This is a genomic window from Natrinema hispanicum (genome assembly GCF_004217335.1).
Classification (GTDB): Archaea; Halobacteriota; Halobacteria; order Halobacteriales; family Natrialbaceae; genus Natrinema; species Natrinema hispanicum.
In genome coordinates, this window is sequence record NZ_SHMP01000004.1 from 908,512 (window position 1) to 920,589 (window position 12,078).

Here is a 12,078-nt window from a genome sequence, read left to right on the forward strand (position 1 = left end):
CGATCACAGCGGGCGGGCTATTCGATCGGTGTCCGGCGATTCCGCATCTCTGCACCGCAGTTCGGACAGGAATCGGGCGCAGTTGCGTGGACGACGGTGCCACAGTTGAAACATTCATATGTCGATTCCGTCTTCGGGTCGAGTTTGATGTCTTTCATTGGAGAGACGATGGACGGGTTGGCTCTGGTGGTCGACGCATTTAGGAATAATAGGGATATTAGGATGAACCTATCCGTCAGTTATCTAGCGTCGACAGGAGAAGGGGGTTCAGTATTCAACTACCATTGGACAGCGCCGCCGGAACGCCGAGTTCGTCGAAGACGACGTCGAAGAGCTTCCGTTGGGCGGTCCGGACGTGCCGGTAGAACGCCGCGGGGGAAATATCGAGGGCCGCGGCGACGTCTTCGCCGGACTGTTCGCGTGGCGACTCGAAGTAGCCGCCGTAGTAGGCGACCTGAACGACCTCGAGTTGGCGGTCGGTGAGTCGTTCGCGCAGCGTCGACCGGAAATCCCGCGGCGACGTCCCCTCGACGGTCTGTTTCGATCGGAGCTCGGCGTCCGCAAACGTTTTCGAGACGATATCGGCGCTCTCCCGGACATCGGCGGAACTCGGTACGTCGACGACGACTCGCACGCTCGAGGGGGTCGCCTCGACACCTCGTAACACGATACCGTGATCCGCGAGTTGGAGGGCGAAGACGGGCCGTGAGAGCTGCAGCCGGATCGTCCCGCCAGCCACGTTCCCAGTAGTGTCGGGGGTGTCCGCCTCGCTGCCGGCTCCGTCTGCGCGTCCGTCTCTGCTGATGACCTGTGCACGCTCGACGCCGACGAGATCCGTGGCCACAGCTGCGACGGCGTCCGGCGAGGCACCGTCGACTGTCACGAACACCGACGCACTGTCGTCGTGCTGGCGAACACCGCCGTCGAACGAGACGGTACACTCGGCCTGCCGGGCGAGTCGGGCGAACAGAAACGTCTCATCGGTCACGTCGAACTCGAGTCGCGTGCTCGCATCCGACAGGAGTGCGTGTTTGCGCTCGACCGCCGCGATCGCAGCGGCGATCGTCTCGCCGAGTTCTGCGAGGACGGCGTGGATCATGTCGTCGAACGCGTCAGGTTGATCCGCATAGACGGTCAACACGCCGTAGGCGAAGTCGTCGTAGGCAAGCGGCACGCTCATGGCCGACTGATAGCCGCAGGCGAGGGCCGTCGACCGCCACGGGGCGTCACGCAGTCCGTCGGCGACGTTCGAGATGACAGTCGCCTCGCGGTCGGTGGCCGCCCTGACGGCCGGCTCGCTCGCATCCGCAAGCGCAAGCGAGACGGTGTCTACGTACTCCTGGCCGTCGATCGTGCCGCTTTGTGCCCGCGACTCGAGGCGCTCGCCGCCGGCCTCCGGAGCGCCGATCCAGGCAAATGAAAACCGGTCGGCGGTCGTGAGCCGGTCACAGACGGCGTGTTCGATTTCCTCGCGGGTTTCTGCCCGGACCAGTGCCTGATCGAGCTCTCTGATGATCTCGTTGATTCGATTGACGCGCGTGAGCTGTCGGTTCTGCCGCTTGAGTTCACGATCGCGCTCGCGCAGCGTTCGCTCGCGCTCGAGCCGGTCGAGTGCCGCTTCCGCGGTCGCCGCCAACAGGTCGGTCAGCTCCCGGGAAACGTCGTCGAACGCCTCCGACTCGCTCGATCCCGCCACGAAGACGCCGTGGTCGCCGAGGGGGACGTACGCAGCGCTTCGCAGATCGGTTTCAGGATTCGAGAGTAACGGGGAGTCGTGAACGTCTGCGAAGAACCGCGTTTCTCCGTCGACGAAGACCCGACCGGGGATGCTGTCCTCGGATGCCCGGTGGTCGCGAACCGGCCCGTGTATCCGCTCGATCCCCGACGAGGATGCGGCCGGTCGTAACACGTTCTCGTCGGTGTCGAACAGGTAGGCAGCGCTGGCCTCGAGATCGAGCACGTCCGCTGCGTCGTCGACGACGATATCGGCGATCTCACGGTCGGTTTCGGCGTACAGGAGCTTTCGCGTTGTTCGATGTAACGCCGTCAGCGCCGCTTCGCGGTGCTTGCGTGTCGTGATATCACGACAGCTATAGAGGATCGTCCCGCCCTGGATCGAGACCTCGCGGACGTTGACCAGCAGCGTGTGCTCCCGGCCCGCCCGATCGGTCGCCGTACACTCGATGTTGGTCAGTACGCCGGTCTCCGCGAGTTCTTCGCGGTCGAAGAGGTCCGAGCCGAGCAGTTCGTCGATCGTCCCCATCTCGTGGATCTCATCGTCGGTGTAGCCGAAGATGAAGTGGACGTTCGGACAGACGTAGGTGAACGCCCCATCGTCGTCCGTGATGAGGACGGTGTCGGTCATGTTGTTGAGCGTCACCCGATGGAGTTCCTCGGATTCACGGAGTTCTTGCTCGAGGCGGGCGCGTTCGGTGACGTCGGTTGCCCGTGCGAGCAGCGAGACGACGGTTCCCGACTCGTCGTAAACCGGACGGACGGTTATCTCGAACGTGGTGGGCGCATCGATCGCGTCGGCTCCGCCGCGATCGGAGGGGGCCGTGACGTCGGCGTGCTGCCGTGTCAGTTCACGGTGGGCGATCGTGCCGGTCGCCGCCTGTTCGATCGCGTCCTCGATCGCAGCCCCACCGTCTCCGATCGACTGCCACCAGGGAAGGGCCGACAACCGCCGGCCGCGAACGTCGTCCGCAGTCGCGTCGATCGCCGCAAGCGCGGGGTCGTTGGCCTGCCGGACGGTGCCATCTGGCTCGAGCACCCACGCATACGTCTCCGAATCCTCGAAGATCGCGTCGAACTGACGGGCTCGATTTCGCAGTCGACGGCGCTCGTGTCCGTCCGCGAGCGCTTGCTCGATGGCCGTCCGGCAGTCCGCGGCCGCCGGATCGGTCGTGCTCGCGCGGGGAACGTACGCCGAGACGTCCGCCGTGATTGCCGCGCTGGCCAGCGTTTCGTCACCGTCGGCCGGCGCGAGCACGATTGGGAACTCGGGATCGCGCTCGCGTACCCGCTTGCAGAGTTCGAGCCCCGTCTCACCGTCGGCAAGCGACTGTGCAGTCAGCAGACAATCAATAGACTCGGTCTCGAGTCGCTCGAGTGCTCCGTCGACGGTCGAGACGGTAGACACTGCGCGTGTCTCGTCTGCGAGCGCACGCGAGAGAACGCAATTCGAGTCGGATGGCCCGGCAACGAGGAGGTGGGCGTCGTCGAGCGTCCGTGCGGAAGCCATTCGTTACGGATAGGGATTCCCGCGGCTACAAAGCATCGCTCGAGGCAAGCGATTACTGCCACCCGGAACGCGATTGGAAAAGCGTGGCGCTGGCCCAGTGACCGCAGAGCCGGGGTATGAGAGGAACTGACTGTGGTCCCTCCTTCCAGTTGTGACCGAAGCGGTTACCGATAGTCGTCCAGGGTTACGGCCCCGTCCGTGGACATCGCAACCCAAGCGTCGTCTCGAGCGATATCGGCGATGACGAGGTGTGATCGACCATCGATCTCGTCGATCGCTGCTACGATGTCGCTCGACGTGTCCACCTGCCGTCCAGCCGACGTCGCTTCGGGTGTCATTATTCGATCGTATACCGACAGCAGTGATGAACGTTCCGAAACACACTCGATCGATGGTTGAACATCGGAGAAATTTCCTTCATTTCGTATAAATCGAGATGTTATAACCAGTAGCAAGTAACAGTCGGAACTGTTATGTACCCGGTGCGGTCCCATCTGCGACGACCGACTGGACGTGCCCGACCACACCGCTTTTCAATCTGACGTGTGGCCCGTCGGGATCCTCACCGTAAACCACCGCGATCTCGCCGATAAGCGGTTCGGTATCCTCGGCGTGTGGGTCATCGTCGTCCTGTACGAGCTCGACGGTGAGTCCTCGTTGCAGTTCGTCGGCGCGTGGACGGTCGGTAGCCATAGTCGAGTCTGCAGCCAGACGCTTAAAAAGCACACTGCCTGCAATAGCGATGATCGTCTCATTCGGACTCCTGTCAGTCAGTGCCGGCCGGCCGCGACCGTCCTGCGGGTGTCCCGGGACAGCGGGACAGCAGACCGTCTCACGCCTCGTCGAACTCGAGGGCGACGGAGTTGATGCAGTAGCGTTTGCCGGTCGGGTCGGGGCCGTCGTCGAAGACGTGGCCGAGGTGGCCGCCACAGGAGGCACACAGGACCTCGGTGCGGCGCATCCCGTGGCTGGTGTCGAGTCGCGTTTCGATCCGGTCGTTGTCGGTGTTGTAGAAACTGGGCCAGCCACACCCCGACTCGAACTTCGTCTCGGAGTCGAACAGTTCGGCCCCACAGCCGGCACAGACGTACGTCCCGTCGTCGGTATGGTCGACGTACTCGCCGCTGAACGGCGGTTCGGTGCCCGCCTCGCGGAGAATCCGATACTCCTCATCACTCAGCCTGCTGCGCCACTCCTCGTCGCTCGTCGCGTGGTCTCCCTCGTTGCTCATAGGCAGTGGTAGGGTCGAAAGGCTCAAGAGTCTATCTTTAACCAGCGAGAGAATCACGCCGTTCACGGCGGGCGTGAATCGCGTCACTCAACTACGGAATCCACCGCTCAATGACAGACCGGATATTCCACGCTAATCTGAATGATTAAGTAGGTTTGTCTACATAGGCTATGTATGGCGATTGAGGCCACTCGAACCTATGTTGGTTCCATCCAGAACCAGCAACAGGTCTGCGAGGGCCTTAATTCGCTCGGCGATTCTGCCTCGAAAATCTGGAACGTCGCACGCTGGACAGCCGACCGCATATGGGAAGAAACCGGCGAAATTCCCGATGAAGGAACGCTGAAAGCGTACATGAAGACCCAGTCGTGCTGGAAAGACTTGAACGCACAATCCAGTCAGAAAGTCATCGAAGAACTTTCTGACGCTTTCCAGTCATGGTTCGACCTGCGACACAAGTTTGACGAGGCGAATCCTCCCGGCTACCGTAAACACGGCGACACTCGACCCAAGAGTACGGTCACGTTCAAAGCAGACGGCTTCAAACACGACCCCGAACACGACCGCGTCCGACTCTCAAAGGGCAAGAACCTGAAAGAACACTGGTCGGACTTCCTGCTCTGCGAGTACCAGACCCGCCCCGACGTTGACCTTTCAGAAGTCAACAAGGTGCAGAACGTTCGAGCCGTCTGGAATGGCGACGAGTGGGAACTGCACTTCGTCTGCAAAGTCGAACTCGAAACCAACGACTCAGCAGGCAACGAAGTGGCCGGTATCGATCTCGGTATCAAGAACATCGCCACAGTCGCATTCCCCGACGAGTACATCCTGTACCCCGGCAACTCGCTCAAACAGGACAAGCACTACTTCACCCGAGCAGAGTACGACACTGAGGGTGAGAACGGCCCCTCGGAGAAGTCGATGCGGGCACGCAGGAAACTCACAGACCGTGAAACTCACTTCTACCACACGCTTACGGACACGCTCATCACGGAGTGTGTCGAACGCGGTGTTGGCACGCTCGCGGTGAGCTGGCCTGAAGACGTGCGCGAGTCCGACTGGGGCAAGACGGGGAACAAAAAGTTGCACTCGTGGGCGTTTGACCGTATCTACCAGTACCTCGCGTACAAGGGGGAGATTCGTGGCGTTGAGGTGCTGAAAGAGAACGAGTGGGACACCTCGAAGACGTGTTCACGGTGTGGTGACGACACGAAGTCAAACCGCGTGGAACGGGGCTTGTACGTCTGTTCATCGTGTGGATTGGTCGGGAACGCCGATTGTAACGGGGCGGAGAATATGCGCCAGAAGATAACTCCGAGTCCTCACGGTGAGGATAGGAGTAACGGCTGTGTGGCACAGCCATCGGTACACCTGTTCGACCGCAAGAGCGGGACGTTCCGCACGAGAGAACAGGTCGTGTCGTAGACCAGCAAATATCCCACCTACGGTACGGGAAGCCTCGCCGTCGTCGGGCGTAGCCCGACTGCCTGAGGGATCTTCGATCCCTCTCCGTTTACGGCGAGGAGGATGTCACCTCTGGCTCGACCGTTGTTCGTCTCCAGCGCGACTCGAGCCACCCGACGGTGTCCGGTCACCGGCTGGTGATGATGTCCGTACTTCCCGCAGTTCGGACACTGTGTCATGCGGCCCAGTTTGGGGACCTCGATTCGCCGCCATGCGTCGTCCCCGCCGGGCGCTTCGAACCCACAATTTCGGCACCGTGACCGTTCGTGTGCTGAAAGTTCGCTTGCCATGTTCCGACATATGTCGGTGGGTGTCATAGTTGTTGGTTCACTGAATGCTGACGTTCAACGATTCCGATGAGTCGGACGACCGATGTCATACTACCGGACAAAAGTCAGTGAATACTCGATCGCGTCTCGAGTGCGATCGATGTCTGAACCGTTTTGTCCGGCAGTATCAGTTGCAGGACAGCCTGTCGGACACCGGTCCGTGAGTACTCACGCATCTCGCGTCCGATCGGTGTGAGCCGTGCCGTGTGTCCGACAGTATGACAGGGGAATGGAGCGTGGACGGCGCTACTGGGAGAGGGCTCCGACGACACTCGTCACCGAAGCACCCATCCGTTCGCGTGGATCGATCGGAGATCGCCTCGTCGGTTCGGCCACCGCCATTGAGCGCCCGTTGTCGGATGGGTCCGTTGGGTTAGGCCCCATCCGGGTCCAACGCTCGCGTCGTCTCCGGGAACTGTCTCCCACGGTACCCGATCTCCGTCGGAAGTGTCCACAAACAATTATAAAAGCATTGTCGAACATTTAAATATCTATTATTTTTCGCTGGCCCGGTCTCCCCGTCAGTCCCTGGGATTTGCTCGCAACGGACTATCTGCCGGACTGACCTGTCGCTGTGGATTCCAGTTGGGTTAAGGGTACGCCAGCCGAATCGAAAGTAAATGGGTTCCGGACACGAACTCGCCGCAACGGCGCTCGACACGCTCCCGATTACCGTCGCGATCATCGACGACGAGGGAGAGATTCAGCTAACGAACCAGTCATGGAGCGAGTTCGAGAGCGCGGAGCGTGACGGCGAACACATCGGCTCAAACTACCTCGCGGCTGCCGTGACGGCAGACGACGAGTACGCCCAGCAGGCAGTCGACGGGATCGAGGCCGTGCTCGCCGGCGATCGGGACTCGTTTTCGATGGAGTACCCCTGTCACTCCCCCGATGAAAAGCGCTGGTTCCTGATGCGTGTCACCCAGTTTCCCCACGACGGCCAGCGGCTGGCGTCGCTCGTCCATCTCGAGATCACCGAGCGAAAGCTGGCCGAACTCGCCGCCGAAGCAAACGCCGAGCAGGTCCAGAAAGAACGGCAAGCCCTCGAACACGTTCTCGAGCGCGTCGACGGCCTCGTCCGGACAGTCACCGACGCGGCCGTTGGCGCGGAGACACGAACCGAGATCGAACACGACGTCTGTCGGCGACTCGCCGCGACCGACCCCTACGTGCTCGCCTGGATCGGCCGCGTCGACGTGACGAACCGCCGGCTCTCACCCCGTGAGTGGGCCAGCGACGACGACGTTCCCCTCGAGGACGACAATCTCGTCCTCGATGCCGACGCCGCACACCCCGCCGTCCAGGCGCTCGAACGTGACGATGCACAGGTGATCGCGGACGTCACAGCACACGACGCCGCCGATCGGTTGTGGCCGAGGGGGGCCGGCGACTGCGACTACTTCCAGTCGGTCGCCGCCCTGCCGCTGACGTACGGTGACGTCACCTACGGCGTGTTGGTCGTGTTTGCCGACGAGCCCGACGCCTTCGACGAGCGGGAACTGCTCGTCCTCGACTCGCTGTCCGGAACGGTCGCGACCGCGATGAACGCACTCGAGGTCAGACGAATGCTGACGACCGAGGCCGTCATCGCCGTCGACGTCGCGATCGAAGACCCTTCGCTGTTCGTCACAGCGCTGTCGGCGACGTTCGACGCCACGGTCAGCTACCGCGGCCTGACCGAGGCCGACGACGGCACGCCGCTGGTCGTCCTCCACGTCGATCGGACGCTCGAAGACGACGCGGTCGACGAGACTGGAATCGCACACGACGTGACGATCCTCTCGACGACTGACGACGGGACGCTTCTCGAGGTTGCCACCACGGACGGGCTCGTGACGGCACTAAGCGAGCACGGCGCGGTGATTCGCGAACTGGTCGCGACTGACGGCGTCGCCGACCTGGCGGTCGACCTTCCGGATGGGCGCTCCGCGCGCTCGGCCTACGACCTGCTCGAGCGACGGTACGATCGGGTTGAACTTCTGAGCTACTACGAACGGGACGAGCCCGCTCAGACGCCACACGACGTAACGGCACGTCTCGAGTCGTCCCTGACCGACCGGCAACTGATGGCGCTGCGCAAGGCCTACTACGCGAACTACTTCGAGTGGCCCCGCGACATCTCGGGAGAGGAACTGGCCGAGTCGATGGACATCTCCCGGTCGACGTTCCACCAGCATCTGCGGGCCGCTCAGCGGAAAGTCCTCGCTGAACTGTTCGATTGACCTCCTCGATACCTGTCAAGTTTCGTTTTAGTATACATAGTGAGGGACTGATCCTTTATACGTACATGTCGTAGCGTATACATCCGAACGCTATCGGCCAGGGTCAGCGAGGCAGAGGATGCAACAGGAACACATCGACGCAGGCAAGGCGATACAGAAACGAACCGGGAAAACGTTCTATCTCGCGACGCGGTTTCTCCCCGAGCGCGTGCGACACGCCACACACGTCCTCTATGCGTTCTTTCGGATCGCTGATGAGGTCGTCGACGACGCCGACGGCGTCCCCCCCGAGGAGCAACGCGCCCGGCTCGAGGAACTTCGCGCAGAGGCCCTCGGAGAGCGCACACCGGACGATCCCGTCCTCGAGGCCTTCCAAGAGCTCCGGACGAGATACGGTATCACCGACGACGAGGTCACCGAGTTCATCGACGCGATGGCGACCGACATCGACACCGACCGCTACGAGACCTACGCCGACCTCGAGTCCTACATGCGGGGGTCGGCCGCGGCCGTCGGCGTGATGATGACCGCGATCATGGAGCCCGACAACGAGGCGACTGCGCTGCCACACGCGATCAAACTCGGCGAAGCCTTCCAGATGACGAACTTCCTGCGAGACGTCCGTGAGGACGTCCTCGATCGGGACCGCATCTACATCCCACAGGAGACGCTTCGGGAACACGGCGTCGAGCCGGCACAGATCGAGCGCCTCGAGTTCGACGAGTCGTTCGCGTCGGCGATGGCCGCCGAACTCCAGCGAACCGAAGAGCCTCTATCCGCGAGGGCGTCGCCGGTATCCGCTACCTTCCCGAGGATTGCCAGCTCCCGGTTTTGCTGGCGGCGGTCCTCTATGCGGAACATCACAGTCTCATCCGGGCACAGGGATACGACGTGCTCACGGAAGAACCGTCGTTGTCGACGACGCGAAAGCTGTGGTGTCTCGCGAAGACGCGCTGGCACTGGCACTGGAATCGCGATCCAGAGGCCGTGTTCCAGCGAGTGTCGGCAATCCCCTCGCGCGAGCCCGACCACCGTGGCCCCGAGCATGGGGACAGCGTTCCGACTCGCTAGTGGGCTTATCAAACCCCTCGGTATGGTGGAACTCGTTTCGTTGTATCGGACGATGTCCACCCACATATGTCCGTAACGCAGAACTCCGAGTTCATGGAGGAGGAACGACAGATGGCACGAACGATCGCGATCAGTCTCGGCGCGTGGCTCGCCGTGACGGTGCTGGCCGTGGTACTATTGCTCCTGTTTGGCGAACCGCTCTCGAGTCTGGTCGTCTAACGGTCGCGGCACGCGGCGTGGCAACCGTATGTCCTTGGTCACTTCGCGTCGCCGTCCACCAGCAGGCTCGTCTCGGCGACGATGAACGTCGCTAGCTTGCGTTTGGTGTGGGCCGTGAGGAGGTGGTCCTCGAGTTGCTCGCCAGCGGCCGGCGATTCGCGACAGACCGGACATTCGACCGGTGCCTTTTGAGCCATGCTAGCAATTAGCTATCGATGAGCAAAAGACTCCTGCTGGAACTCGCAGACGGACACCTATCAGTCTCGAGTCCATCCCAGCCCCGCCGAATGGGTGTCCCGGAACCAGTGACGACAGCCGCTCTCGTACAGGCTCCTGTCAGGTATTTCCGGCGCACCCGCGACCCATCATGCGGGTGCGTCGGTACACAGTACTAGCAGACCGTCTCAGTATCCGTCTCGAGTCCGGGTCGATCAGTTTCTGTCACCGGAACGCACGGCTGAGGGTATCGAGAGGTCGTAGCGCTCGGTCCGAAGGAGGATGAGACAGAACAGCCCGGCGACGCCGGCGGCCAGCCACTGCCCGTACAGCGCGTTGATCGTTCCCCAGAGGAGCACGAAACTCACTAGATCGTCCAGCGCGAACTCACAGGTTCGGACGCGCTCGCGGACGGCCGCCCGATCGAACGCGAGGTCGACGAGGACCACCGCAATCGCTCCCGAGAGGAGCCAGCCCCAGTAGTTCGACGCCGGGACACCGTAGTAGCCGCCGGGCGGAACGTACGACCAGAAGCCGATGGCGACGGCCGCAGGGTCAAGCACCAGGTCGATCGCGAGGACGGCAGTGATCGCCGAGAAGGCCCGCGGGACGAACCGGCCGGCCCGCGCGCCGAGAGCCAACAGGGTAAGCAGATAGGCGTTGAGAACCAGCGGGACGAAAAACAGCGGCAGGGCAAGCGGCACGTCCCCGCCCAGCATCGGCCCGAGGCGAATTCCGTACTCGAAGGTCCCATAGGGCCAGCCCGTCTGTATGCCGACGAGTTCGATCGCGTACGTATACGCCGTCAGAACCACGAGCGGGACGAGCGCCCGACGGTCAAGTTCGGGAAGGAGGGCCACCACCAGCGGTGAGCGCATCACCAGCGTCCCAAACAGGATCAATAGTGGGTTGTACGACAGCAGCGGCGGTAAGAGCCCCTCCGCACTCGCGACCAGCGTCACCGCGCCGATGACCGGGAAGACGACCGCGATGGTAAACCGGTTCTCGCGGATGAGGGCCTCGAGGCGTCGCTGCACGACGGCTCGCGTCGACTCGTCGGCGGTGCCGTCGTGGACCGACGGTGTTCGGCTGGTGTTAGTATCCGTCCCGGTACTCGAGGTCGACGTCTTCGACTCACTGTTATCCATGGAGCACCCCCCAGAGCCCGCCCATCGTCAGCACGGCACCGACGACGGTGTTGATTGCCGGGAACCACCAGTACGCTCGGTCGACGGCAACGCTCGCGGTGGCGATCGCAGCGACGAGCGCCGGGTAAACGAGCATGAGCGCGCCCAACCGAACGTCGAGGGCCCCGAACGCGGCCGCGCCGGCGAGCCAGCAGACGCCACAGTAGACGTACGTGCGACGCGTACCTAACACCGTCGCGGTCGTCCGGATCTCCATCTCGCGGTCTGGTTCGATGTCGGGGATCGCCGAAAAGGTATGCATGCCCATCGCCCACAGCCAGCCGCCGACGACGGCGAGAGCGGGTGGCTGAGTGCCGGCGACGGCGGCGTAGGAAGCCGCGCCCGGCGTGATATAGAGGCCGTTCGAGAGCGAGTCCACGAAGGGGGTCGTCTTGAACCGCGCCGGCGGAGCGCTGTAGGCCGCCCCGAGGATGAGAAAGGCGACCAGCCAAGGGATTGCGGCGGTCGGGAGCAGTGGAACGAATAGCAGCGGCAAGGCTGCACAGAGTCCGACGACGGCGGGGACGTATTCCTGCCCACGATAGCGCGCCTCGCGGTCGTCCTTTTTCGGGTTTGCCGCGTCGATCTCCTGATCGTAGACGTCGTTGATGCCATAGAGGAAGACGTTCGCCGGCAGGAGGAAGTACCCGAACAGGGTGACTGGAGCGGGGGCGAACAGGTCACTGACAGTGTTTGCGGCGTAGACTGCGCCTACCAGCACCGGCCCCGCCAGATACAGCCAGAATCGCGGCCGCGAGAGGACCAGCAGGTACGAGAGGTGTGCGCCGATGCCACCGTCGGTCACCCGCGAGTTCGAACTCATCCGTGGTCTCTCTATCTCACGTCTACAGTGTGTCTATCGCGAGCGTGCGATCGTCCATTCCGGTTGTCG

At 62.6% G+C, this 12,078-nt stretch carries 12 protein-coding genes; 4 read left to right on the plus strand and 8 right to left on the minus strand.

Features of this window, described 5'->3' with window-relative positions:
* Window positions 1-17: 17 nt before the first annotated feature.
* The 5 genes from BDK88_RS11335 to msrB form a co-directional block, all read right to left on the minus strand.
* Window positions 18-158: a rubrerythrin-like domain-containing protein gene (locus BDK88_RS11335; protein ID WP_008014164.1), complete on the minus strand. Its 141-nt coding sequence runs from the start codon at window positions 156-158 to the stop codon at window positions 18-20.
* A 116-nt stretch (window positions 159-274) separates the two neighbouring features.
* Window positions 275-3,244, minus strand: a complete 2,970-nt coding sequence (locus BDK88_RS11340; RefSeq protein ID WP_130500479.1) for a bacterio-opsin activator domain-containing protein — start codon at window positions 3,242-3,244, stop codon at window positions 275-277.
* A gap of 164 nt (window positions 3,245-3,408) precedes the next feature.
* On the minus strand, window positions 3,409-3,582 hold the full coding sequence (locus BDK88_RS21180; RefSeq protein ID WP_008014168.1) for a DUF7556 family protein: 174 nt from the start codon (window positions 3,580-3,582) through the stop codon (window positions 3,409-3,411).
* A gap of 133 nt (window positions 3,583-3,715) precedes the next feature.
* Window positions 3,716-3,937: a DUF2196 domain-containing protein gene (locus BDK88_RS11345; RefSeq protein ID WP_130500480.1), complete on the minus strand. Its 222-nt coding sequence runs from the start codon at window positions 3,935-3,937 to the stop codon at window positions 3,716-3,718.
* 139 nt (window positions 3,938-4,076) lie between these two features.
* Complete coding sequence (msrB, locus tag BDK88_RS11350; protein WP_130500481.1) at window positions 4,077-4,475, minus strand: peptide-methionine (R)-S-oxide reductase MsrB; 399 nt, start codon at window positions 4,473-4,475, stop codon at window positions 4,077-4,079.
* Window positions 4,476-4,649: 174 nt separating this feature from the next.
* Here msrB and BDK88_RS11355 point away from each other — a divergent pair, with 174 nt between their 5' ends.
* The 4 genes from BDK88_RS11355 (at window position 4,650) to BDK88_RS21185 (ending at window position 9,783) form a co-directional block, all read left to right on the plus strand.
* Window positions 4,650-5,900, plus strand: coding sequence for an RNA-guided endonuclease InsQ/TnpB family protein (locus tag BDK88_RS11355; protein WP_130500482.1), 1,251 nt, complete (start codon window positions 4,650-4,652; stop codon window positions 5,898-5,900).
* 988 nt (window positions 5,901-6,888) lie between these two features.
* Complete coding sequence (locus BDK88_RS11360; protein WP_130500483.1) at window positions 6,889-8,493, plus strand: bacterio-opsin activator domain-containing protein; 1,605 nt, start codon at window positions 6,889-6,891, stop codon at window positions 8,491-8,493.
* 118 nt (window positions 8,494-8,611) lie between these two features.
* A complete protein-coding gene (locus tag BDK88_RS11365; protein ID WP_130500484.1) occupies window positions 8,612-9,640 on the plus strand; it encodes a phytoene/squalene synthase family protein in 1,029 nt (342 codons plus the stop codon).
* A complete protein-coding gene (locus BDK88_RS21185; protein WP_165396953.1) occupies window positions 9,631-9,783 on the plus strand; it encodes a hypothetical protein in 153 nt (50 codons plus the stop codon). Before BDK88_RS11365 ends, BDK88_RS21185 begins: the two co-directional genes overlap by 10 nt.
* Before the next feature lie 38 nt (window positions 9,784-9,821).
* Here BDK88_RS21185 and BDK88_RS21190 read toward each other — a convergent pair whose 3' ends face one another.
* From BDK88_RS21190 to BDK88_RS11375, 3 genes are all read right to left on the minus strand, one after another.
* Complete coding sequence (locus BDK88_RS21190; RefSeq protein WP_165396954.1) at window positions 9,822-9,980, minus strand: hypothetical protein; 159 nt, start codon at window positions 9,978-9,980, stop codon at window positions 9,822-9,824.
* A 234-nt stretch (window positions 9,981-10,214) separates the two neighbouring features.
* Window positions 10,215-11,147, minus strand: coding sequence for a bisanhydrobacterioruberin hydratase (cruF, locus tag BDK88_RS11370; RefSeq protein ID WP_130500485.1), 933 nt, complete (start codon window positions 11,145-11,147; stop codon window positions 10,215-10,217).
* On the minus strand, window positions 11,140-12,009 hold the full coding sequence (locus BDK88_RS11375; RefSeq protein WP_130500486.1) for a prenyltransferase: 870 nt from the start codon (window positions 12,007-12,009) through the stop codon (window positions 11,140-11,142). The genes cruF and BDK88_RS11375 overlap by 8 nt, the downstream gene beginning before the upstream one ends.
* Between the last annotated feature and the right edge of the window lie 69 nt (window positions 12,010-12,078).